Below are 23,758 nucleotides of genomic sequence, written 5' to 3' on the forward strand. Positions count from 1 at the left end.
CGGTGGAAGACGAAAGCCCAAGGGGCCGGAACGCCGGGGCGTCCCGGCCCCTTGGGGCGCCGGTGGGCGGATCAGCGGGTGCGCAGCGCGGCGGCCGTCCCCAGTTCCTCGGTGGGCACCTTGTAGGTTTCCTTGACCCAGATGGCGGTCACCACCGCGGAGGCGAGGCAGCAGGCGGCGGTGAAGGCGGCCACGGGGACCCAGCCGTCCGGGCCGGGCCGGACGATGGCTGCGGCGATGGCGGGGGCGAAGCCGGTGACGATCAGGCCGAGCTGGGAGGCGGTCGCGGCCCCCGAGTAGCGGATCCTGGTCGGGAACATCTCCGCCGTCATGGCCGGCCCGAGCGGGTTGACCATGCCGTAGCCGACCGTCATGAAGAGGATGCCGGTGGCGAAGATCAGCGGGACGGACGCGACGCTGATGGCCCAGAAGTAGGCGAAGGCTGCCACCGCGCAGATGAGGTTGCCGGCGATGAACACCGGTTTGCGGCCGATCCGGTCCGCGAGGACGCCGGCGTAAGGTTGGGCGATGATGCCAAGGGCCGCCGTGACGATGGTGACCGCCAGCATGGCCGCGGACGGGACGCCGAACTTCCCGGTGGCGTACGCCAGCCCAAAGGCCGCGAAGACCGAGGAAACGACGCTCCACAGGCCGAAGAAGATGACCTTGATGATGGTGCGCCAGTGGTCGCGCAGGACCGCCTTGAGCGGCAGTTCGCCGCCGTCGTCCTCCTTGGCTGCCTCGAAAACCTCCGACTCGGGCAGGCGCAGGCGGATGTACAGGCCGACGGCCACCACCAGGACGCTAGCCAGGAAGGGCAGGCGCCAGCCCCAGCTCAGCAGGTCATCCTGTGGTAGGAGCGAGACGGCCAGGAAGGCCAGCGAGGCGAGCATGATGCCGGCGACGGCGCCGGTGTTGACCCAGCTGCTGTAGAAGGCGCGCTTGTTGCTGGGGGCGTGTTCAAGGGTCATGGTCACGGCGCCCACCGATTCGCCGGCCGCCGAGGCGCCCTGCAGGGCGCGCAGCAGGACCAGTAGCACCGGGGCGGCTGCACCGATGGCCGCAGCGGGCGGCAGGCAGCCGATGAGGAAGGTGGCCACGCCCATCAGGACCAGGGTCAGGACCAGCATCTGGCGCCGGCCGATCCGGTCGCCGAAGTGGCCGATGACGCCTCGCCGCCAGGGGCCGAACCACGTAGCCGATGCCGATGGTCGCCATGGACAGGAGGGTGCCCAGGGCCGGATCAATTCCGGGGAAGAAGATCTTGTTGAAGATCAGCGCCGAGGCTGACCCGTAGATGAAAAAGTCGTAGTACTCCAGCGTGCTGCCAATGAAGCTGGCGGTGGCGGCGCGGCGTGCATTGCGGGTTCCCTCACGGGAATCGGGGTGGGCCTGGGCCAACGACGGCGACAACGGCGTCGATGGAACGGCGGGACCAGCGGTCATTGCGGATCTCCTTGGAAGCGGGTGGCGGATGCCGGGGATAAAGAAGCGGGGCTCGCAAGCTGAGGTTGGGTGCGGTGGAGGCTGTGGCCTTCGTCACCTTGCGCCAATAGTATGCAGTTCTATCACCGAGCGTCAATGAATCTGCACAATAAAAATATGCAGAGTGAACGGCTGGCATGATGGAGGCGTGATGAGCGAGCGCCCGGCCCCGGCGGCCGGAATGGACCCTGACTTGGCCATTGACTTTCCCCGCCCCTCTAAGGCGCCCTCCACCCAGCATCAGCTGGTCACGCTCTTGGTGGATTTCTGGTTCGACGGCGGCGACTGGCTGCCCTCGCGCCTGATCGCGGCGCTCGCCGCCGGACTCGGAATCACGCCCTCGGCGACGGCGAGTGCGCTGAGCCGTTTGGCCTCGCGCGGCGTCGTCGAACAGTCGAGCGCCGGGCGCACCTCCCGGTACCGGCTGACGCAGGGCGCACGCAACCGCCTGCGCCACGGTCTGCAGCAGGTGGCCGACTTCGGCGAGCAGTCCCGGGGCTGGGACGGGCAGTGGACTGTCATCGCCTTCTCCGTCCCGGAGTCCTCCCGCGACGTGCGCGAACTGCTGCGCTCCCGGCTTCGCTGGCGCGGGTTCGCCCCGGTCTTCGATGCGCTCTGGGTCTCCCCGCGGGACCACGCGGAGGAGCTGGAGGCCGTCTGCCGCGGCTACGGGGTCGAGGACTTCGTCATTTTCCGCACGGCCGAGTCCAGCCTCCGGGGCAAACGGCTCGCGGCCGCCTGGTCGCCGCAGGAAGTCGGAGCCCAGTACCGGCCCTTCACGGAAAAGTTCACGCCGTGGCTGGGCCGGCTGGCGGAGGGGTCCGTCACCCCCGAGGAGGGCTTCGTGGTCCGGACGGAACTCATGGACGCCTGGCGGGCCTACCCGTGGAGTGACCCGGACTTACCGGCGGAACTGCTGCCGGAGGCGTGGCCCCGGGCCGAGGCCAGGGATCTGCTGGTGCGCCTCTACGACGGCCTCGCCGTTCACGCGCTCCGGCACGTCGAGGATGTCGTGGGGCGGGAGGCTCCAGAGCTGTCGGGAACGGCCCGGACGCTGTCCATGGGGGCGTAGCCGGCCCCTGCCTTAGTGGATGAGGGCCAGGAGCACGCCGACGGCCATGAACAGCACGCCGAAGACGCGGTTGAGGATGCGCTGGCCGCGCGCGTCGTGCGTGAATCGCTGGAAGGACTTGGCGGCCGCGGCGAAGAAGAACCACATGACCAGGATGTCGATCACGATCACGGTCAGGGACAGCACCAGGTACTGCGGCAGCAGCGGCTGGTCCGGGCGGATGAACTGCGGCATGAACGCCAGGAAGAAGATGATCGCCTTCGGGTTCAGCAGGTTCACCCAGAGGCCGCGGCGGAACATGGACAGCGCCGGCTCGTTCCGCAGGGCCGCGGCTTTCTCCTGGTCCAGGTCAGGCTTGTGGCGGAACTGCTGGATGCCCAGGTACACCAGGTACGCGGCGCCGGCGTAGCGGATGATGTTGAACGCCAGCGGCGAGCTGGCCACCAGGACGCCGACGCCGAGGGCCACGATCAGGATGTGCAAAACCAGGGCCGCCTGCTGGCCCAGGATCCCCCAGATGGCGCGCCGGAAGCCGGAGTTGAGCGAGTTGCTCATGGTGTTGATGGCGCCCGCGCCGGGCGTGAAGCTGATCAGGACGCCGGCGCCGACGAGGGCCAGCCAGAGGGAAAATTGCACCCGCCAAGCTTACGGTTCGCCGCTGCCGGCGCCCGCATCCGGGCCACTGATCAGTCCCGGCGGCCGTAACTGAGGATCATATTGCCCTTGCTGGTCTGCTCGGAGGACTGCAATTCCAGCCGGCTGAGCGGGTCGCCGTCGTTGAAGAGCTTCCGGCCGCTGCCGGCCACCACCGGGTGGACGATCAGCATGAGGCTGTCCAGCAGGCCGGCGAAGAACAATTGGCGGACCAGGGAGATGCTGCTGAAGACGCCGATGTCGCCGCCGTCGCCCTGCTTGAGCTCCTTTACGAAGTCCTCCAGCGGGCCCTGGATCAGCTGCGAGTTCTGCCAGGCGAGGTCCCCGCTGAGGGTCCGGGAGGCCACGTACTTCGGCAGCGGGTTGATGAAGGCGCCGAAGTCGTCATCGGCCTGTGCGTTAGGCCAGTACTCCGACCACTGCTGGTAGCCGACCCGGCCCAGCAGCCCGGCGTCGATTCGGCCCATCATCTCGCCCATGCCGGCCCCCAGTTCCGCGTCGAAGCTGTCGAACTGCCAGAGGAACGGGTCCTCCACCACGCCGTCCACCGAGCTGAACAATCCGGCCGTTACCTTGCGCATCCGCTCTCCTCACATCGGGTCAATGCCTGCACCCTAGCGGCAGATCCACGCGGAGGGAATGGGTTCCGGACGGCCGGGTTGCCTCCGGCGGCCGGACGGTCGGGGTACCCGGGCCGACGGCCCCGGTACCCCGCGGCATCAGCCGTTGGTGGCGGGAGCGCCGGCGTCGTTCTGACCCGTGCCGCCGTCGCCGTCGCCGTCACCGTCACCGGGGCCGCCGTGGCCACCCGGTCCACCCTGCCCCATGTCGTCGGTGCCGGTCACGGTGAAGTTGCCGTCCAGCAGGACGGTGGCCCGGGTGCCGTCGGCCTTCGTGATGTGGGCCTCGTAGGTGGCGCCGTCGGCATCGGTTTCCATTCGGTCGATCGTCGCTCCGGGCTGGGCTGCCGTGACGGCGGCTTCGACCTTGGTTGCGGTGTCGCCGGTGAGTACTTCCTCGGTCTTGCCGTTGGCCTGGTGCGGTCCGCGCTGGCCGCCGTCGGACCCTGCCGCCCCGTATCCGCCCGCCGCGGTGCCGCTTGTGGCGCTGGACGACGTCGATCCGGTGTTGTCTGCCGCCATCGCCGGGACGGCCGCACCGACAGCGCCGCCGCCGATCACCGCCGCCAGCATGATGGCCGCCGTGGTCCTGTTGATTTTTGCCATGTGTTGCTCCTTTCCTGGAGCCCGGAATCCGGGCCAGCCGGTCTTTGCGGCTGAATCCAGCGTCGCCCGCGCAGATAGGGCAGGACTTTGGCAGCACTGTGGCATTCCTGTGCAGGTGCGGCTGCGGGTTTCTGATGCTCCGGCAACGGGCGTAAGCCGTGTGGGCGGCCGTGATGACAAGGGTGTCACTCCCAACGAGCGCATCAAGAACCTGGTCGAACTGAGGACGCATGGACCTGGCACCGGCTGCTCCGTGGTCGATTTAGAGGTCATCCCGTCGAACGCCCGCGGCCAGAAGTGTGCCTGCTGTCGATGGGTGGGCGGCTACCGTGTCGGAGCGCGGGCCTTGCCGTTCAGTTGGCCGTGCCCGCTGTCAGGGTGTCTCATAACTAACAACGAATACCCCTATTTGCCCGCATGGTTTCGAGACGTAGTTATGAGAATCGAAGGCGCTACGAAGAGCCTCGAGAAACGGCGGAATCCGGGCGCCGTCATCGCGCCCGCGGCCAGGTGCAATGAGACGTCTTGTATCCCAAGGGTTTTGAGGCAACCTGCCGTGTAGCGTTCAGGGAACCGTCACCAGGCAATTTTGCGAGCGGGGTATACGGGACACCTCAAACTGCTCTACTGTATCGCAGCAGGTCAAAGGCGGGCTGTCGCAGTAGGGGACCGTCTAACGGGACAGAGCAGCCTGGGGCCCGGCATAAGCTGAAGCCCGAGACATTTGAGACAAGCTCAGAATATGGGGGATTGACTTGAGCGATTACGGTGAGGACTATCTGCGGCGCCTACTCGACGCTGTTGGCCGCTTCGAGGCCGCGTTTAACGCCTGGATGGAAACGCAGCAGGAATCGGATCATCTTTCTTCTCGAGGCCTCCTTCCGACCGTTTGGGCAAAAGACGGACAAGACCTTGCTCTCGTACGCCGCCTCGAACTCGATGTCGCAGAGGCCGCAGGGCTGGCCGCACGCGCGGTCGCCGTCACCGGGGCATACATCTCTGTCGCAGGGATTGGTGTTATCGACCCGATTTCCAACTGGTCATTCATGTCATCACCTAAGGCACCGCTTGCACCCCGTGATATTCGAATGACGACGGCCAACGTCAAAGGCCGGCTAGAAGCAATGCTCATCGACGCCCAAGCCACTTCGGACTCGAGTTTGCCAAGCTTTTCTCCCGCCCAGCTTCACCCCGTCATCTGGGCGGGTGCAGCTGCGCACTGGACAACTCACCAGTACAGAGTCGCCGTCCGTGAAGCTGCCGAAGGGCTTACAGTTCACTGGAAACAGAAGCTTAGACGCAACGATGTAGACGACACCGTGTTCTGGCAACAGACCTTGTCAGCAGGGGACGCGGTTGATGGCAAACCCAAACTCGTGTGGCCCGGCCCCGCCGAGGACAAGACGGCCAGGAGTATGCGTGGTGGCCTTGAACCACTTGCCAAAGCTTTGAACGCTCTGGCTACCGGGCTGAATCTGACTGTCCGGAACGTCACCACCCACACTAGAGACGAGCTCACCGAGCAGCAGGCGATGGAGCGCCTTGCCGCCTACAGCTTTCTTGCCCAACTGCTCGATCAGTGCCAGATTGAGCGTTTCGAGAGTGATGCCGCCCGGTAGGCGATCGGTTACGGCGCTACTAGCCCTAGGCCAGATTCCTAGGCGTATCGACTCGGGCGGCTACGATGCTCAGCGCGCCGCTAAGCAGAACGCTGAGAGCAAGTACGCCAAGGCCGCAAGCAACGGCTATCCCGAAGGCATCAGGTTCGGCGACAGAGTCAATGACGGGCTCTTGGTAGTACCAGATCGTGTACCACGCGTTCATTCCGAAGACGCCGATGAGTACAGTTACGATCCAAGAAACGACTGCCAGATGCCAAACTTTCACGCTTCCCCCAAGTACTAGCCTCCGAAAAGCCTAGCCGTAGCTAGAGAGTTGCCCGACCGACCTCCACGGCGTTTGGTAAGGGATCCTCAAACGGACGGGTTTGCAGCGCCCTTCTTCCTGATTGAGACCAGAGCTAGGGCAACTGCTCCCCCTGCGATCGGCAGAGCCATTATGAACGCACCGCTGCCCAGATTTGTAAGGACCCCACCTAGAGGGTAGGTCGCACCAAGCCACCCGACCGCCACCAACGTAGCCCTTCCGACAGTTGAACGGGGGCGACCAAGCGCCGCAATAAGGCTCACCAAGAGGCACCAGACGCCGGCTATTAAGAATATAAACGCACCGACGAACGCAAGACGGTCGGCCGTAAACGCAGCAACAAAATTTACGAAGCCAACTAGCCCCAGGACGACTCCAAGAAGCAGAAGCCCCAGCTCCGACACTAAGAGGGCCGGGCGTTCGATAAGGGACGTGACCATGAAACGACCCTAATTGGAGCAGCCACGACTGGCCATAGCAACTCGGATTCGGTGAAAACCCCGAAGCTGTCCCGTTTAGGGATCCCCTTACGAACACCTGAACCGACCTCCAAGTCGGACTCGAGGTGTCTCATAACCTCAGTGCCTCAAAACCCAAGGGCTTCGAGATGCCTGCGTGCGGCAGACGGGCGTGAGCTATCGGCGGTCTCCCGCGGTGCTTTTAGTCATTGCCAGAGAGGTCGCCACACCCAGAACCAGAGAAATCGCGACCGCAATGGTGAACGGCATATTTCCGTTCACCCAGAGGCAAGAGAACAGCGAGAATGCTGCTACTGATAGCCCCGCGAGAATGGACAGTGTAGTGGTCCTGCTCTTGGTCCCCATGCGGCGAGTATACGACCGGGTCGCACAGATCCCACGGGCCGGGCGCCTGTCGTGATCAAGGCGATCTGAGCACGACCGCGCCGAAGGTGCCGGCGCTGATGAGACCTTGGATGATGAGCGCGGCCGGGCGGACGTCGCCGGTGTAGATGGAGGCCAGTGCGGGTGCCAGGGCGAGGACGGTGAAGTCGAGTCCGCGCAGGAGGGATCCGATCTGTGCCTGGGGGATTGGTCCGAACGGGGTTTCAACCGGAGGTACGGACCAATCAGATACGGGGCGCGTCGCGCATCGCACTGCCCCTGCACCCATCCCGATCCCTGACAGGGCCCCGAGAAGAATCAGGGCAGGTCCTGCTACGCCCAGCAGCACCAGGATTCCGGCCAGGCACGTCATCCAGGCACTTATGGCCAGAGCAGGCATGAATGCCCGACTGGCGCGGCCCCATGGCGGGGAGATCGGCAGCAATGAGTCCAGCCCGGGGACGAGTGCTGCTTGGCGGGCCACCGTGCCGGCGCCCGAGCTGACGGCGCAGCAGGCGATAGCGATGACTCCGATTTGAGCGAGTGCCGGCAATCCGTGGTCGACGAGCAGCGTTACGATGACGACCCCCAGCCATGACAACGGCAGGGCAAGGGACGGTTGAAGGCGGAGGAAGGCCGCGGTGTCAGCACGGACCAGGGCGCTGACTGGGCCCCGGGCGGGGCGGCTGTAGAAACGGGCGGCCCGCCGAGCGGACCCGATCCGTCGCACCCCCTGGAATGCGCGCAGCAGTTCGTTGGTGTCCATGAAGAACAGTGAGGACTGTGCATGGCCGGCCACCGCACCACCGCGAATGAGATCAGCCCCGCGGACCTGACCCGCCCTGGAGGCCACCACGCCGAGGAGGAGGGCCGCGGACAGGGTTGCCAGCGTCAATGCCCAGAGCGAGCCAGTCAGGGAGGGTAGAACTGCGCAGGGTATGAGCGCTACGGCCGCGGCAAGGCGGCGGAGCCTCGGGGAGACGACCCCGAGCTGCATCAGTCCGGCTAATGCGACGGCCACGACGGTGACTGCCCCGAAGGTCGATGATCCCAGCAGGTGCTGCGGGAAAGTGCGGTGCCCGGAGGTCAGGACGCTGAAGGGCAGGAACGCGGCCGCGGCCCCAAATCCGCTGAGGATGCTGCGGCGAAGGAAAGGAGGCAGCACCATCGGCCGCCTGTCCACCGGCAATGGTAACCACCACTGCCCTTCGGGGCCGGAGACCATGATGGGACCCATCCTCCGGGCGAGCACCATGACGGCGCTGAGTGCGGCGTAAACGATGAGTGTCCACAGCGCCGGAGCGGGAATCGACGGCCAGTGGGCGCTGATGTGAACGCTCCCGACCGCCCCGCGGCTGGTGATCGCATCCTTCACGCTGATCACCACTGAGACGGCCAGAGCGCCGGCGCAGCCCAAGGCAAGGCCATAGCTGTAAAGATCCGTGAACAGGTCCTTGAAGGATGTTCGGGACCGGTTGTACCTGCGGGATGAATGCCGGGTAAAGGACACGATGTCTGCCGACAGGTCCCGGGTAGATCCGGCAGCGGCCCCCTCCGCCAGGGTCTGGGCTTCAACTCCGGGCAATGGTCGAAGCTCCCTGCTCGGGCTTGACTTCGTTGACGACGTCGTCGATCACCAGGCAGCGTGAGGCCACAGAAACAAGGAGAGCTGGATCGTGAGTCACCAGCAGGACCGCTCCGCCGTCCTGCGCGTGCCCGGCAATCCTATGGGCCAGGGCGTCGCGCATCAGTGGGTCCAGCCGCTGCTCGGGCTCATCAAGAATCATCAAAGTCGAGGGACGCATCAGCCCGGCTGCCAAGAGCAGGCGTCGCCGCTGTCCGGACGAAAGAGCATCCGGCACGACGTCGGCCCGGCCCTCCAACCCAAAGAACTCAAGCTCCGCGTTCACAGTCCGGTCCGGGTTTTCCATTGAATGTCCGCGGGCCACCAGGAGCAGGTGCTCACGGACCGTCAGGGAGGGAAAGAACAGGTCATCATCAAACACCGCGGCAACACTGCGTCGAAACCGCACGGCATCAGGGCTCACCGGGACGCTCTGGATAGTGACTGTGCCGGATAAGGGGAGCTGTCGTCCAGCGATGGTCCGGGCGACCGTGGACTTCCCTGCCCCATTGAGGCCGACCACGCCGAGGACCTCCCCGGGACGCAGATCCACCGTGACCTCACCGCATACCGGGGAATCCGCGTAGCCCGCCAACAACCGCTCAACCTTAAGAACTGCCCCCAGATCAGCCATCCAGCCAGCCTACCGGCGACGGCGGTGGCCACGTCGCGTCATGGCTTGATACGGGAGCCCACGGTCCCCCGCCGCGTCATTCGGCACGGAAACGACGCCGTATCCTCCTTGGGCTACCGGTCCGTCGCCTTCGACGATGGAATAGGGCGTCGACGGTCTCGAGCATTACTTCGATCGAAGCGAAAATCAGGTCCATGATCATGTTGCAGTCCTTCAGTGGGAAAGTTGGGTGTCCTAACGGGTCCCCATCCGATGCGTTGTCTCTGGCGCCGCTGTAGCCCGGTTTTAGAACGGTGATGTCGCCGTGAAATTTAGTCGTTCTTAGGGAGCTGGGGGAGCGGGTACTATCCAGAACCCGGCGACCGCCCCGCTGGCGGGACCGGTAGTCGGATAGAACGCATGGACCTGAACCGGTCCCCTTGAAAAATCGATCTCTGCGCGGGTGGCCTTTCCGCAGTCGAGAGACAGCTCAAATTCGTGGCCGTCCAGAATGCCGGCCTGGGAGATTGAAAGATGTGCCCTCGGCATACCCGCGCAGGCCGCCGTCACTGAATACGTTCCCTCAGCGAGGACGCTCACTGATTTGCGGAATCCGTCTCCACTTAGGCGGCCGATGCCTTCCAAAGAGGCATTTTCCGGACGGTCGCCGAGCAAGGCGCCAAGGGCGGTGAAGTTCCGGTTCTCGACGTTTCCAAGGTCAGGGGCAGAAGGCAGCCGCGATGAGGCTGGCCGGGTTGTCCTCGAAGGCGTTGCGGCCGGACTTGGGCCATCATCGGCATATTCACAACCTGACAGGCCCGGAAGAATGCAAGCCCAAACCAGCAGCAGCGTAGCCGAACGTGACTACGTCATTCTTCCCCCGAGTAGTGACACGCCCCGAGCCTACTGGGGACACGGCGGAAATGCCCCGAATTGGCCGTCAGCGACGCTGGCGGGCGCGCGGTTCGGCACGGCATCAGTCCATAGGTCAGTGAACCCGCCAAAGTCTCATAACCTCGTTGTCTCAAAACCCTAGGGTAATGAGACGGGTGACTGGCATTGAGGGCTACAGGTCTTAATACGACGAGAACTTTGCCGATCGTTCGTTAGCGGTCGGCGGCCACGAACTCGGTTGTTGGCGCGGACCCCGTCTGGAGTGGGCGCGACCTCAGGCGCGGGCGATGATCTCGCCGTTGGGGATCAGGAACCAGCCGTCGTCGGTGGATCCCCAGCGGTGCCAGCCCGCGGAGATCCGGGCCAGATCCGCCGGAGTGGCGAAGCCGTACTCGACGGCCTGCTCCGCGAAGGAGGAATGCAGCACCCGTTCGCCCCAGACCCGGGCCTGCCAGCGCCGGGTCTGGCCGGTGGCGTAGAGCCAGTTGCTGCTGGAGGGCGCGACGTCGGTGAAGCCCGCGGACTGCGCCCAGGACACCAGCCGCCGCCCCGCGTCCGGTTCCGCGCCGTTCTTGCGGGCGATCCGCTGGTACAGCTCCATCCATTCGTCGAGTTCCGGGACGGCCGGGTACCAGCTCATGCCGTGGAAATCGGCGTCGCGGGCGGCGACGATGCCCCCTGCCTTGGCCACCCTCCGCATTTCCCGCAGCGCGGCCACCGGGTCGGTGAGGTGCTGCAGGACCTGGTGGGCGTGGACGACGTCGAAGCTTTCGTCCTCGAAGTCCAGGTCGTAGAGGTTGCCGGCCACGAACCGGGCGTTGGCGGTGCCGCGTTCGGCGGCCAGCGCGGAGGCGTGGGCGATCACCTCGGCCGAGCGGTCCAGCCCGGTCACCTCCCCGGGAGCCACCAGGGCGGCGAAGTCGCACGTGATGCTGCCCGGGCCGCAGCCGACGTCGAGCACAGAAACGCCCGGGGTCAGGTGCGGGAGTACGAATGCCGCGGAGTTCTCCGCCGTGCGCGACGCGTGGGCGCGGACCACGGATTCGTGGTGGCCGTGTGTGTAGACATCCTCGGGCTGTTCGGCGCTCATGGCCACAGGCTACGCGCTTCCGGCCGCTTCCTCGCCTGCCCGGACCGTGGCGGAGATCATCGCGGTCAGGAACCGGGTGGCCACCTCCAGTTCCTCCGGGGTGAAGCGTTCCATTGCGGCCCCCATGTGGCGGGCCAGCGGCAGGAACATGGCGCCGCCGTCGTCGAAGGCCTTGGCCGTCATCCTCAACTGGACCTGCCGGCGGTCCGTGCCCTCGCGTTCCCGCACCACGTGGCCGGAGCGGTCCAGCCGGTCGATGAGCGCTGTGGTGGCGGGGGAGCTGAGATGCAGTTCCCGGCGCAGCACCCCGGGCGTGACCACCTGGTTCTTGGCGGTGTGCTCCATGATCACGGACAGGGCGTTGAGGTCCGTCCGGTGCATGTCGTTCCGGGCGCCGGCGGCGTCGACGTAGCGGTTGGCCTCGAGGCTGAACTCCTGGAGCAGCCGGACCAGCGGCGACGGCTCCCCGGGGCCGCCCTGCGGTGGAACATCTGCTGACACTGTCCGCTCACCTCCTCGTACGATTCGTCCCCCCGGCGCACCTGGCGCCCCACGGAGTTTACTCCAGGGGACTGGGCGGATCCCTGGCAGGAAAACCATCCCGATTTATCTAGCCAGACACTTATATCCATCATGGAGATAATCTATGATTTACTGAAGTCTACTCCGTACCGCCCCCAGAGAAGGACGCCATGAAAACCAAGCGGCAAAACTCGACCCGTGTACCGTTCTGGCTCCGCTGGCTGGTGCCCGTCCTGCTGGTGGTCACGTGGCTGGCCATCGCCGGCATCGGCGGCCCCACCTTCGGCCGGCTGAGCGAAGTCTCCTCCAACGACCAGGCCTCCTTCCTCCCGGCCGGCGCCGAGGCCACGGAAGCGCAGGACTGGCAGGCCAAGTTCCGCGACTCCAAGGAGATCCCCGCCGTCGTCGTGATCGAAAGCGACGCCGCGTTCACCCCCGCCCAGCTGGGCCAGGCCGCCGCACTCAAGGGCAAACTCGAGGAGCTCAAGGCCGGCAGCAGCGTGATCGGGCCGATCCCCTCCAAGGATGCGAAGGCCGTGCAGTTCGTGGTCCCCATCGCCTCCTCCGACGAGGTCAAGAACGTCATCAAGGAGGTCCGCGACGAGGTCAAGGCCTCCGCTCCTGAGGGCATGCAGACCTTCGTCACCGGCCCGGCGGGCCTCACGGCTGACCTGGTCGGCGCATTCGCCGGCATCGACGGCATCCTCCTGCTCGTGGCGCTAGGGGCCGTGTTCGTGATCCTCCTGGTGGTCTACCGGTCCCTGTTGCTGCCCATCGCGGTGCTGTTCACGTCCGTGTTCGCCCTCTGCGCCGCCATCCTGCTGGTCTTCGGCATGGCCAAGCTGGGCTGGATCCAGCTCAACGGCCAGAGCCAGGGCATCCTGTCCATCCTGGTGATCGGCGCCGCCACCGACTACGCCCTGCTCTACGTGGCACGGTTCCGCGAGGCCCTGACGCACACCACCAACCGCACCGCCGCCGCGCTCACCGCGTGGAAGGCCGCGTGGGAGCCGATCCTGGCCTCCGGCGCCACTGTGATCATCGCTCTGCTCTGCCTGCTCTTCTCCGACCTGAACTCGAACAAGGCGCTGGGCCCGGTGGCGGCCGCCGGCATCCTCTGCTCGCTCTTCGCCGCGCTCACCCTGCTGCCGGCCATGATGGCGCTGCTGGGCCGCGCCGCATTCTGGCCGTTCCGGCCCAAGGTGCTCCCCGAGGAGGAGCGCGAGCCGGAATTCGTCACCGGACTCGAGGGCCAGAAGGGCCTGTGGCGGGCCACCGGCTCGCTGGTTTCCCGCCGGCCGCGCATCGTCTGGGTGGCCTCGGTCCTGCTGCTGGTGGTCGCCGCCGCGGGTGTGCTCCAGCTCAAGGCCAACGGCGTCCCGCAGACCGCCGTCATCCTCTCCGCCTCGAATGCGGTGGACGGCCAGAAGGCTCTGGCGCGCCACTTCGACGCCGGCAGCGGCAGCCCCGCCGTGATCGTCACCGACCAGGCCAAGGCCCAGGACGTGCTGGCCAAGACCAAGGCCACGGACGGCGTGGGTGATGCGTACCTGGTGGCCGACGGCGGCGCCCCCGTCATCCCCGGCGCCCCCGGTGCCGCCACCGAACCCGCGGTCCGCGACGGCCGGGTCCTGATCAACGCCACCCTGAACGACGCCGCCGACTCCAACGAGGCCGAGAACGTCGTCGTCGAACTCCGCAAGGAGCTCAAGACCATCGACAGCGGCGCGCTCGTCGGCGGGGTGACGGCCACGGCGCTGGATACCAACACCACGGCCCAGCGCGACCTCGTCACCATCATCCCGGTGGTCCTGGGTGTCATCCTGGTCATTCTGATGCTGCTGCTCCGCTCCGTCCTGGCGCCGGTGCTGCTGGTGGCCTCGGTGGTCCTCTCCTACGGTGCCGCGATGGGTGTCTCCGCAGTCGTGTTCAACCACGTCTTCGGCTTCCCGGGGGCGGACGCCACCGTCCCGCTGTTCGGCTTCGTGTTCCTCGTGGCCCTGGGCGTGGACTACAACATCTTCCTGATGAGCCGGGTCCGCGAGGAATCCATCAAGCACGGGACCCGGCCGGGCATCCTGCGCGGTCTGGGCGTCACCGGCGGCGTGATCACCTCCGCCGGCGTGGTCCTGGCCGCCACCTTCGCCGCCCTGGGCGTCATCCCCATCATGTTCCTGGTGCAGCTGGCCTTCATCGTGGCGTTCGGCGTGCTGCTGGACACGGTCCTGGTCCGGTCCCTGCTGGTCCCGGCCCTGGCCTACGACCTGGGCCACCGGATCTGGTGGCCCAGCAAGCTGGGCCGGGCAGAAACCGACCGTGCGGCACGGGCCCAGGTTTCACAGCCCGAGCCGGAAGCCGCGGAGGCGGGAGTCCGCTAAGACCTTCCCCGGCCGCAGCCGCCGTCACCGGACCTGGTTCCCCCACCAGGCAACCGTGGCGGCGGCTGCCTCGTTAAGGGGCGTCCAAGCGCAGGGAAACGGCCCTGTCGCCGCCCGGGGTCCCTCGATAGACTGCCCCTGCGCCCGAGCGGGCGCGCACGCCTGCAGGAGGGATCCATCCATGTCTGACAATCACGGTGAGTTTGATCGAACGGCAGCAGAAGAAGCGCGGCATGATGCAGCCGCCCCGACCGGCGAGGAGGCGGGCCTCGAGGCCGACGCCGGCCAGTACGTCGAGGGCGACTACGGCAACGCCGGCGTGACCGGGGAGAACCCGGCCGGCGCCCCGGAGGGCGAATACGCCGAGGGTGACTACGGCAAGGCCGGCGTCGCCACCGGCTCCGCGGTCGGCGCCGAGGAAGGCGACTACCCGGAGGGCGACTACGGCAAGGCCGGCGCCACGGGCCCGGACGCCGTCGCCGGCGACGAGGGCGAATACGAGGAGGGCGACTACGGCGCCGCGGGCGCCACCGGCCACCTCGCGGCCGGCGAGGCGCCCCGCCTCAACGAACACCGCGGCAGCGAACGTCGCGACGACGGAACCGGGCGCTAAGCGCGCAGAAGGACTTTTATGCGGGCCCGGCGGGGCCGTTCTCGCAGAGCGAAACGGCCGCCGGGGCACTCGCCCTGCGCACAGCGGAAATCGCAGCGGCGCCGAAATCCGCGGAATCCCGGGGTTGGGCGGAGCAAAACCGCCGACATCAGCGCCGCCGTCGTGCTCGAAAACGGTACCGCCAGCCAAAGTTGAGCGGATGAGGCTCAACTTTGGATTGACATCGGAATGAGCCTGCGTAGACTTGAGTGCAGAGCGCTCAACAAGTGGGCGCGCCTCGACAATCGACGGGCTCGATCCCGGGTTTACTCCCGGTCGCCGGGCCTCCGCCCGATGGCCGGGGGCAGCACGTTTCCAAGGAAGAAGGAAGCCACACATGTCACGAGCAGTAGGTATTGACCTCGGAACCACCAACTCCGTTGTTTCCGTTCTCGAAGGTGGCGAGCCCACCGTCATTGCCAACGCCGAGGGTGGCCGCACCACGCCGTCGGTCGTTGCGTTCTCCAAGTCCGGCGAGGTCCTGGTCGGCGAAATCGCCAAGCGCCAGGCCGTCAACAACATCGACCGCACCATCTCCTCGGTCAAGCGCCACATGGGCACCGACTGGACCATGGGCATCGATGACAAGAAGTACACGGCGCAGGAAATCTCCGCCCGTATCCTCATGAAGCTCAAGAACGACGCCGAGTCCTACCTGGGCGAAAAGGTCACCGACGCGGTCATCACCGTCCCGGCCTACTTCAACGACGCCGAGCGCCAGGCCACCAAGGAAGCCGGCGAGATCGCCGGCCTGAAGGTCCTGCGCATCGTCAACGAGCCCACCGCGGCCGCCCTGGCCTACGGCCTGGACAAGGGCAAGGAAGACGAACTCATCCTCGTCTTCGACCTCGGCGGCGGCACCTTCGACGTCTCCCTGCTCGAAGTGGGCAAGGACGAGGACGACTTCTCCACCATCCAGGTCCGCGCCACCGCCGGTGACAACCGCCTGGGCGGCGACGACTGGGACCAGCGCGTCGTTGACTACCTGCTGAACCAGCTCAAGGTCAAGGGCATCGACCTCTCCAAGGACAAGATTGCCCTGCAGCGTCTCCGCGAGGCTGCCGAGCAGGCCAAGAAGGAACTCTCTTCCTCCTCCAGCACCAACGTCTCCCTCCAGTACCTCTCCGTCACCCCCGACGGTCCGGTCCACCTGGACGAGCAGCTGACCCGCGCCAAGTTCCAGGACCTGACCAAGGACCTGCTGGAGCGCACCAAGAAGCCGTTCCAGGACGTCATCAAGGAAGCCGGCATCAAGCTCTCCGACATCGACCACATCGTGCTCGTCGGCGGCTCCACCCGTATGCCCGCCGTCTCCGAGCTGGTCAAGGAACTGGCCGGCGGCAAGGAGCCCAACAAGGGCGTCAACCCGGACGAGGTCGTCGCCGTCGGCGCCGCCCTGCAGGCCGGCGTCCTCAAGGGCGAACGCAAGGACGTGCTGCTGATCGACGTCACCCCGCTCTCCCTCGGTATCGAAACCAAGGGCGGCGTCATGACGCACCTGATCGAGCGCAACACCGCCATCCCCACCAAGCGGTCCGAGACCTTCACCACCGCGGATGACAACCAGCCGTCCGTGGCCATCCAGGTCTTCCAGGGCGAGCGTGAATTCACCCGCGACAACAAGCCGCTGGGCACGTTCGAACTGACCGGCATCGCCCCGGCCCCGCGCGGTGTGCCGCAGGTTGAGGTCACCTTCGACATCGACGCCAACGGCATCGTCCACGTCTCCGCCAAGGACAAGGGCACCGGCAAGGAACAGTCGATGACCATCACCGGCGGTTCCAGCCTCTCCAAGGAAGACATCGACCGCATGGTCCGTGACGCCGAGGAGCACGCAGCCGAGGACAAGGCCCGCCGCGAGGCGACCGACACCCGCAACACCGCCGAGCAGCTCGCCTACTCCGTGGACAAGCTGATCGCCGACAACGCGGACAAGCTGCCCGAAGAGGTCAAGACCGAGGTCCAGGCCGACGTCGACGAGCTGAAGAAGGCGCTTGAGGGCACGGACGACGCCGCCGTCAAGACCGCGTTTGAGAAGCTGCAGGCTTCCCAGACCAAGCTCGGCGAGGCCATCTACGCCCAGGCTGGTGCCGCTGAGGGTGCCGCCGGTGCCGAAGGTGCCCCGGCCGGCGAGAAGGCGTCCGACGAGGACATCGTCGACGCCGAGATCGTTGACGAAGACGAGAAGAAGTAATCATGCCGCACCACGGTAACGAAGCAGAGCACGCCGGCGAGGGCCCGGACGAGAGCCAGAAGCCGGTGGTCCACGACAACCGCAAGGTTGATCCGAAGACCGGCCAGGCCCGGCACCCTGACCAGGAACAGGCTGCGGCGGAGTCCGGATCCGGGGACGCCCTGTCCCAGGCCGAGGACATCCTCAACAGCGTGGACGTCCCGGCCGCGGACTCCGTGGCGCAGGGCGTCAACGCAGGGGAAGCGGAGGAACTGAAGAACGACCTCCGCCGCCTGCAGGCCGAGTACGTCAACTACCGCAAGCGCGTCGAACGCGACCGCGCCGTGGCAGGGGAGATGGCCGTCATCGGCGTCCTGAACTCCCTGCTCCCGGTGCTGGACGACGTCGACGCCGCCCGGCAGCACGGCGACCTGGCCGACGGCCCGTTCGCCGCGATCGCCGCGAAGCTGGAGAACGCGCTCAAGACCTACGGTCTGGTGCGCATCGATGAGACCGGTGTGGAGTTCGACCCCACGATCCACGAGGCCCTCATCCAGCAGCCCGGTGCCGACGTCGAAACCGACACGGTCAGCCAGGTCCTTCGCTCGGGCTACAAGTCCGGCGACCGGGTCCTGCGCGCCGCCCAGGTGATCGTGTCCGTCCCGGCGTAGCGTCACCACCGCGCCTTCGCGGATGAGGGGGCCCCGCCCTCTCATCCGCTCCGCCCTCCGCGCCCGCGGTCTTCTCGCCTAAGGTGAGTGGACATACTGCGCGCAGCAGACGATGGGCCCCGGGAGTGGCATCGGGCCTGTCGAAGCCGGGTGGCTGGGGATCGCAGATCCCCAGCCACCCGGCGAAGGGGCGGGGGCCCATCGTCTGCGAAGCGCACTCTGCACGACTTTTGAAAGGAAACGCCAGTGGCCAGCCAGGACTGGGTCGACAAGGACTTTTACAAGATCCTTGGTGTCGCCAAGGACGCTTCCGACGCCGACATTAAGAAGGCCTACCGGAAGCTCGCCCGGCAGCACCACCCGGATACCAACGCCGGGGATACCGCTTCGGAGAAGAAGTTCAAGGACATCTCCGAGGCCTACTCCGTGCTCTCCGACGCCGACGAGCGCCAGCAGTACGACGCCATCCGTGCGATGGGCGGCGGCGCCCGGTTTGCCCCCGGCGGCGCGGGCCAGCCCGGCGGCGGGGCGGGCTTCGAGGACCTCTTCGGCGGCCTGTTCACCGGCGGCGGCGGCCGCCACTCCGGCGGCTACAGCACCGCAGGCGGTATCCCGCCCGAATTCGCCGACCTGTTCGGCGGCGGCGGCCAGTCCTTCCAGCGCGGCCCGCAGAAGGGCGCCGACCGCACCGCGTCGACCAGCATCTCCTTCGCCGGTTCCATCCGCGGCACCACCATCGGCCTGCGCGAACCCGACGGCGAGGTCATCGACGTGCGGATCCCCGCCGGCATCAAGGATGGCCAGAAGGTCCGGGTCCGCGGCAAGGGCCAGTACAGCCCCGCCGGCAACGGCGACCTGATGGTTACCGTCTCGGTCAAGCCGCACGATTTCTACACCCGCGACGGCGACAACCTGCGCATCCACGTCCCCGTCACCTTCCCCGAAGCTGCCCTGGGCGCGGACATCGAGGTTCCGACGCTCGATGGCGACAAGGTCCGGGTCCGGGTTCCCGCGGGCACCCCCACCGGCCGGACGCTCCGGGTCAAGGGCCGCGGCGTCAAACACAGCAAGGCCACCGGCGACCTGCTCGTCACCATCGACGTCGCCGTTCCCAAGAAGCTGACCAAGGAAGCCGAGGACGCCGTTAAGGCGTTCGCCGCGGCCACCGCCGGCGAGGACGTCCGGGCAGGCCTGGCAGCCAAGGCCCGGCTGTAGGAGTCCAGCCATGGACATCGAGTTCGACCAGCCGATCTTCGTCATCTCGGTCGCCGCTGAACTGGCGGACATGCACCCGCAGACGCTGCGCCAGTATGACCGGCTTGGCATCGTCTCGCCCAGCCGCGCCCCCGGGAAGTCCCGCCGGTACTCGCAGCGGGACGTGAACATGCTCCGCGAGGTACAGCGGCTCTCCCAGGAGGGCGTCTCGCTCGAAGGCATCAAGCGGATCCTGCAGCTGGAGAACCAGGTCGCGGCCCTGCAGCACCGGGTCTCCGAACTTACCGAGGAGCTCAGCCGCCGCCGGCAGCCGCTGGATTCCAGGATTTTCGCCGCCGGTGCTGCGGGCGAGGTTGTCACCCTCGCCCGCGGCCAGCGGCCGCGCCCCCGCTCCCAGGCCCTCGTCGTCTGGCGTCCCCGCGACAACTCCTGACCCGCCTAAGTAGTCCACCCGGCGGGACTGAGTAGCCGCCCGCAAAGACGGGTGGTGAAACCGCAAAGTCGAGTACCGCGACCCCCTGACGGGCCGCTTTACCTCCCGGTTAGATGGTCTCGGCGGCGCACTGCCGCCACCGGTCGACGCCCTCGGGCGGGCCGGTCACGTGCACAAGCCGGGGGGCAGCACCGATGAATGAACTCACCCGTGGTTTAGGGGATTCCACCACTTCCCGACGCACGCCTTTGACGGCGCCGGCGTCCGCACTAAGCGCGGGCCGGCCATGAACTCCGGACTGAACGCCCTGGCCCTCTTCGGCAACTCCCTGCCCGGCCTGCTGCTGCTCACCTTCGGCCAGACGATCGTCGTCGTGTGCGTCTGCACCGACATGGTCCGGGCCGTCTCGGTACCGCGCTCTCAACGCCGCTACCTGGCCAACACCGTCTTCCTGACCCTCGTCCCGCCGTCGATCCTGGCGCTGAGCCTGGCGGTGCTGGTCTACGCGGCATCCGGGGCGTGGGCGCAGACCGCCGGCGGCGTCTTCGTCCTCGTGACGGTGATCTTCCGCTGGCACACGGACCCGGACGAGGACAGCTGGTGGAAGGGCAAGGGCAAACAGCTCCGCCGCTGGTTCCAGCGGCGGCTGGCCACCGGGCGGGTCACCGCCCCGGCCGCCGCCTGAGGCCCGCTCCGGCTAGTCGTCGAAGAGCCCGGCCAGGTCCTCCGCCGTCAGCGCACCGCCGGCCAGCGCGTCGCCCTCCACCACGTCGGCGAACAGCTGGGACTTCTTCGCCTTCAAGGCCATGACCTTTTCCTCGATCGTGTCCTTGGCCACCAGCCGGTAGACCATCACGTTCCGGGCCTGGCCGATCCGGTGTGTCCTGTCCACGGCCTGCGCCTCGGACGCCGGGTTCCACCACGGGTCCAGCAGGAATACGTAGTCCGCCTCGGTCAGGTTCAGGCCGAAGCCGCCGGCCTTGAGGCTGATCAGGAACACCGGGGCGGCGCCGTTCTTGAACTCGCTGACCACGTCCGCGCGGTTGCGGGTGCTGCCGTCGAGGTAGCAGAACTCGATGTTCTCCTCGATCAGCCGCTCCCGAACCTTGCCGAGGAAACCGGTGAACTGGCTGAAGATCAGCGCCCTGTGGCCCTCCGCCACGAGATCCTGAAGCTGTTCGAAGAGCACGTCCAGCTTGCTGGCGCGGATTCCGGAAAGGGACGGGTCGATCAGGGACGGGTCCAGGCTGAGCTGCCGGAGCAGGGTCAGCGACTGGAAGATCGTGAAACGGTTCTTGTTCACGTCCTCGATCAGGCCCAGGATCTTCTGCCGTTCGCGCTGCAGGTGGGTCTGGTAGACCTTCTGGTGCCGCGGATTCAGCACCACCTCCAGGATCTGTTCCTGCTTGGGCGGCAGGTCCCGGATCACCTGTTCCTTGGTGCGGCGCAGCATCAGCGGACGGACCCGGCGGCGCAGCTTGTCCAGCCGTGCCCGGTCCCCGTTCTTCTCCACCGGCCGCTGGTAGTTCTCCGCGAAGCGCTTGGGACTGGCGAACAGCCCGGGCGCCACGATCGAGGTCAGCGCCCAGAACTCCATCAGGTTGTTCTCCAGCGGCGTGCCGGTCACCGCCAGCTTGAAGTCCGCGGGCAGCTTCCGGGCGCACTGGTAGGCCTTGGACTGGTGGTTCTTCACGAACTGCGCCTCGTCCAGCACCAGGCCGGCCCAGCGGCGGGACGCGTACGCGTCGTAGTCGATGCGGAAGAGCGCGTAGGAGGTGATGACGACGTCGGCGCCGGCCAGGGCGTCGGCAGGGTCGGAGCCGCTCTTGGCGAAGGTCTCGCCGATGGCCCGCACGGTCAGCCCGGGTGCAAACCGGGCGGTCTCGGCCAGCCAGTTGCCCACCACGGACGTGGGTGCCACCACCAGGAACGGGGCGCCGCCCGCCGCCGCACCCGGCGCCCCGGCGTCGTCGCCGCCGTCAGCCGGAACAGAAGCCGCCGCCGCAGCAGAAGCCACCTCCGCCGCCGCGATCTTCGCCGCGCAGATCAGCGCGAGCGTCTGCACGGTCTTGCCCAGGCCCATGTCGTCGGCCAGCACCCCGCCCAGGCCGTGGCGGTAGAGGAAGCTCAGCCAGTTGAAGCCCTCCAGCTGGTAGGGCCGCAGCTCCGCGTCCAGGGTGTCCGGCAACGGCAGGCCCTTCACGCCGCCCTCCAGCAGGCCGCCGACGGCGTCCCGCCAGGCGGAGGCCTGTTCGTCCACGATCCCCAGCTGCGCCAGCTCGTCCCAGAGCCCGGCCTGGAAGCGGCTGATCTGGAGCGGGGCGTCCTTGTTGTCCTGCAGCTCCCTGGCCTCCTCGATCAGGGCGCGCAGCTGGTGCAGCTCGGGCAGGTCCAGAGAGAAGTAGGCGCCGCTGGGCAGCAGCATCTTCGTCTGGCCGGCGGCGAGGGCGGAGAAGACGGCGGCGAAGGATACCGGCTGGCCCTCCAGCGAGATCTGGATGCCCAGGTCGAACCAGTCCCGCTGCTCGGTGGCCTTGGTGGAGATGGAGACCACCGGGGCCTCCTCCGCCTCGCGGTAGTCGGCGATCTCGCCGGCGGTGTCCACGGTGACCTCGGCCAGCTGGCGCAGCCGGGGAGGACCTCCTCGGTGAACGCCAGGGTGTCCAGGCCGCTGAGCTCGGCGGAATCCGCGAGCCGGGGCGTGCCCCAGCCGCCGGTGGCCGATTCGCCGAGCTTGGGCACCACCTCCCAGGGCTGGCCCACGGTTTCGAGGATGCGCGCCTCGGCGGTGTCGTCCCGGTAGCCGTGGTCGCCGGGGTGGCGCCAGAGCGGCTGCGCGGTGACCAGGGTGCCGGAGGTGTAGTGCCACTCCCAGTGCAGCCGGACCCGGTGGTCCGCGCCGTAGTTTGCCAGCAGCGACAGCGTGGGGACGGCCAGCGTCGGCAGCTCCACCGACTCGTCCGAGGCGGTGACCCGGGCGGTCTGCTTCAGCTTCGGGTAGAAGCCGGTGAGGAAGCGGGTCTCGTCCCGGGACGGGATGTGCAGCGTGGTGCCGGCGGTGACGAACGCCAGCAGTTCCTCGCTCAGCCCGGCCTCGAGCGGGGCGAGCGTGATCGTGGCGCCCTCGGGTGCCAGGCCCGGGAGGGTTCCCGCGTCCCCGGTGACGAAGATGCCGTGCGCGGGGCGGCCGATGGTGCCCACCGCCGCCGGGTCCATCTCGGTGCCCTCGACGGTGATGGTGGGCGCGAGGGCGAGTCCGCTGTTGCCGCCGCCGTCGTCGGCGCCGGTTCCGGCGGCGCTGTCAGCGCGGTCATCACCGCCGGCGGCGGCGGGGGTGCCGAAGCGGGTGAGGTTGAGGCCGACGGCGGCGGGGCTGGCCGCCAGGTGCACGGGGTCGTCCGCCTTGCCGTGGACCAGGGCCAGGCCGATCTTGCGGGACTCCTCCAGCAGGCTCCACAGGTTCCGGCCGGCGTAGGTGTTCAGGCCCAGCCAGAGCCCGGTCCCGGCGTGCTGGCGGTTCGCCACGGAGGTGTGCGAGGCCAGGAACTCCAGCATCCACTCCACGTGGGCCTCGTTGGACTCCCGGCGGTAGTTCAGGTAGCTCAGGGTGCTCCACGAGACGTCGCCGCGGATCCACTTGCCCTTCGCGCCCATGATGACGGGCCGGGCCTTGAGCTGGCGGACGCTGCGCAGCGGATCCCGGCGGCCGGTGTAGGAGAAGTGCGGCGCCGGTTCCTCGATCTCGAACTGCAGCGCCAGAGGTACGCCGGCGGAGGGCTGCGTGGACGCCTGCCGGGAGAGCAGCGGGCTGAGCGCCTGCTCCCAGTCGGGCAGGTCCACGGGGGCCGGCTGCCGGGAGAGCCGGGACGTCTCGGCCGGGGCCAGCAGCTGCACGCGGGTGGCAGGGTTGTCCTCCGCGGCGAAGAGCAGGGCCGCGACGTGCTTGCAGTCCTTGCGGACCGGGCAGCTGCAGACTCCCACGGTGCAGCTCCAGCCGCCGCCCTTCCGCACCAGCTTCGCCGTCGTCGAATACGGCACGTCGGACCCGCCGCGTACCTTGCCCAGCATCAGCCCGGTGGCGGCGTCGAAGGAAATCCCGGAGACGCGGCTCCCCATGGCGTAGGCGAGCCCGGCCGCGAGGGAGCGGTCGTTGATTGCGGGGGTCTGGATCGCCAGTGCCGCATTCTCATCCGGATTCGAGGGCATGGAGGCACTACTTTCGGCAGTTGGTCATCTGATCCATCTTAGCCAGCCGGCGGTGACCCCGGACCGCGACTGCTGCCGCCCG

General features: G+C 67.4%; 18 protein-coding genes and 1 pseudogene. 9 read left to right on the forward strand and 10 right to left on the reverse strand.

Going from position 1 to position 23,758, the window contains the following annotated elements:
* Nucleotides 1–71: 71 nt before the first annotated feature.
* A complete protein-coding gene (locus ACRQ5B_RS07335; RefSeq protein WP_432398394.1) occupies nucleotides 72–1,130 on the reverse strand; it encodes an MFS transporter in 1,059 nt (352 codons plus the stop codon).
* 506 nt (nucleotides 1,131–1,636) lie between these two features.
* Here ACRQ5B_RS07335 and ACRQ5B_RS07340 point away from each other — a divergent pair.
* Entirely contained in the window at nucleotides 1,637–2,557 is a 921-nt protein-coding gene (locus ACRQ5B_RS07340; RefSeq protein WP_432398395.1) for a PaaX family transcriptional regulator, read from the forward strand.
* 12 nt (nucleotides 2,558–2,569) lie between these two features.
* Here the strand turns inward: ACRQ5B_RS07340 and ACRQ5B_RS07345 are convergent, their stop codons facing one another.
* The 3 genes from ACRQ5B_RS07345 to ACRQ5B_RS07355 all read right to left on the reverse strand — a co-directional run bounded on the left by ACRQ5B_RS07345 (nucleotide 2,570) and on the right by ACRQ5B_RS07355 (nucleotide 4,437).
* Nucleotides 2,570–3,193: a LysE family transporter gene (locus ACRQ5B_RS07345; protein WP_432398397.1), complete on the reverse strand. Its 624-nt coding sequence runs from the start codon at nucleotides 3,191–3,193 to the stop codon at nucleotides 2,570–2,572.
* Between the two features lie 50 nt (nucleotides 3,194–3,243).
* On the reverse strand, nucleotides 3,244–3,792 hold the full coding sequence (locus ACRQ5B_RS07350; RefSeq protein WP_432398399.1) for a dihydrofolate reductase family protein: 549 nt from the start codon (nucleotides 3,790–3,792) through the stop codon (nucleotides 3,244–3,246).
* A 138-nt stretch (nucleotides 3,793–3,930) separates the two neighbouring features.
* Entirely contained in the window at nucleotides 3,931–4,437 is a 507-nt protein-coding gene (locus tag ACRQ5B_RS07355; RefSeq protein WP_432398401.1) for a hypothetical protein, read from the reverse strand.
* 755 nt (nucleotides 4,438–5,192) lie between these two features.
* Between ACRQ5B_RS07355 and ACRQ5B_RS07360 the strand changes: the two genes are divergently transcribed.
* Nucleotides 5,193–6,056 carry a TIGR02391 family protein gene (locus ACRQ5B_RS07360; protein WP_432398403.1) on the forward strand — a complete coding sequence of 288 codons (864 nt, stop codon included), beginning with the start codon at nucleotides 5,193–5,195 and terminating at the stop codon, nucleotides 6,054–6,056.
* Nucleotides 6,057–6,410: 354 nt separating this feature from the next.
* On the opposite strand, the gene ACRQ5B_RS07365 is transcribed toward ACRQ5B_RS07360, so the two are convergent.
* From ACRQ5B_RS07365 to ACRQ5B_RS07385, 5 genes are all read right to left on the reverse strand, one after another.
* Nucleotides 6,411–6,803, reverse strand: coding sequence for a hypothetical protein (locus ACRQ5B_RS07365; RefSeq protein ID WP_432398405.1), 393 nt, complete (start codon nucleotides 6,801–6,803; stop codon nucleotides 6,411–6,413).
* Nucleotides 6,804–7,242: 439 nt separating this feature from the next.
* The gene (locus ACRQ5B_RS07370; protein WP_432398407.1) at nucleotides 7,243–8,790 is read right to left on the reverse strand and encodes a DUF6297 family protein; all 1,548 of its coding nucleotides are present in this window, start codon (nucleotides 8,788–8,790) and stop codon (nucleotides 7,243–7,245) included.
* Nucleotides 8,777–9,463: an ABC transporter ATP-binding protein gene (locus tag ACRQ5B_RS07375; protein ID WP_432398409.1), complete on the reverse strand. Its 687-nt coding sequence runs from the start codon at nucleotides 9,461–9,463 to the stop codon at nucleotides 8,777–8,779. Before ACRQ5B_RS07375 ends, ACRQ5B_RS07370 begins: the two co-directional genes overlap by 14 nt.
* 1,147 nt (nucleotides 9,464–10,610) lie before the next feature.
* Entirely contained in the window at nucleotides 10,611–11,426 is an 816-nt protein-coding gene (locus ACRQ5B_RS07380; protein WP_432398411.1) for a methyltransferase domain-containing protein, read from the reverse strand.
* A gap of 9 nt (nucleotides 11,427–11,435) precedes the next feature.
* A complete protein-coding gene (locus tag ACRQ5B_RS07385; protein WP_432398413.1) occupies nucleotides 11,436–11,927 on the reverse strand; it encodes a MarR family winged helix-turn-helix transcriptional regulator in 492 nt (163 codons plus the stop codon).
* Nucleotides 11,928–12,118: 191 nt separating this feature from the next.
* Between ACRQ5B_RS07385 and ACRQ5B_RS07390 the strand changes: the two genes are divergently transcribed.
* The 7 genes from ACRQ5B_RS07390 to ACRQ5B_RS07420 all read left to right on the forward strand — a co-directional run bounded on the left by ACRQ5B_RS07390 (nucleotide 12,119) and on the right by ACRQ5B_RS07420 (nucleotide 20,155).
* Entirely contained in the window at nucleotides 12,119–14,326 is a 2,208-nt protein-coding gene (locus tag ACRQ5B_RS07390; RefSeq protein ID WP_432398415.1) for an MMPL family transporter, read from the forward strand.
* 181 nt (nucleotides 14,327–14,507) lie between these two features.
* Nucleotides 14,508–14,939 (forward strand): hypothetical protein, encoded by a 432-nt coding sequence (locus ACRQ5B_RS07395; protein WP_432398417.1) that lies wholly within the window; start codon nucleotides 14,508–14,510, stop codon nucleotides 14,937–14,939.
* A 376-nt stretch (nucleotides 14,940–15,315) separates the two neighbouring features.
* Nucleotides 15,316–17,172, forward strand: a complete 1,857-nt coding sequence (gene dnaK / locus ACRQ5B_RS07400) for a molecular chaperone DnaK (RefSeq protein WP_432398419.1) — start codon at nucleotides 15,316–15,318, stop codon at nucleotides 17,170–17,172.
* Between the two features lie 2 nt (nucleotides 17,173–17,174).
* Entirely contained in the window at nucleotides 17,175–17,822 is a 648-nt protein-coding gene (locus ACRQ5B_RS07405) for a nucleotide exchange factor GrpE (protein WP_432398421.1), read from the forward strand.
* Nucleotides 17,823–18,068: 246 nt separating this feature from the next.
* Nucleotides 18,069–19,037, forward strand: coding sequence for a DnaJ C-terminal domain-containing protein (locus tag ACRQ5B_RS07410; RefSeq protein WP_432398423.1), 969 nt, complete (start codon nucleotides 18,069–18,071; stop codon nucleotides 19,035–19,037).
* A 10-nt stretch (nucleotides 19,038–19,047) separates the two neighbouring features.
* Nucleotides 19,048–19,470: a heat shock protein transcriptional repressor HspR gene (locus ACRQ5B_RS07415; protein WP_432398425.1), complete on the forward strand. Its 423-nt coding sequence runs from the start codon at nucleotides 19,048–19,050 to the stop codon at nucleotides 19,468–19,470.
* A 286-nt stretch (nucleotides 19,471–19,756) separates the two neighbouring features.
* On the forward strand, nucleotides 19,757–20,155 hold the full coding sequence (locus tag ACRQ5B_RS07420; protein WP_364134392.1) for a hypothetical protein: 399 nt from the start codon (nucleotides 19,757–19,759) through the stop codon (nucleotides 20,153–20,155).
* A gap of 12 nt (nucleotides 20,156–20,167) precedes the next feature.
* On the opposite strand, the pseudogene ACRQ5B_RS07425 reads toward ACRQ5B_RS07420, so the two are convergent.
* Nucleotides 20,168–23,676, reverse strand: a pseudogene (locus ACRQ5B_RS07425) (SNF2-related protein).
* Nucleotides 23,677–23,758 lie beyond the last annotated feature (82 nt).

The organism is Pseudarthrobacter sp. L19, from assembly GCF_050859435.1.
Taxonomy (GTDB): Bacteria; Actinomycetota; Actinomycetes; order Actinomycetales; family Micrococcaceae; genus Arthrobacter.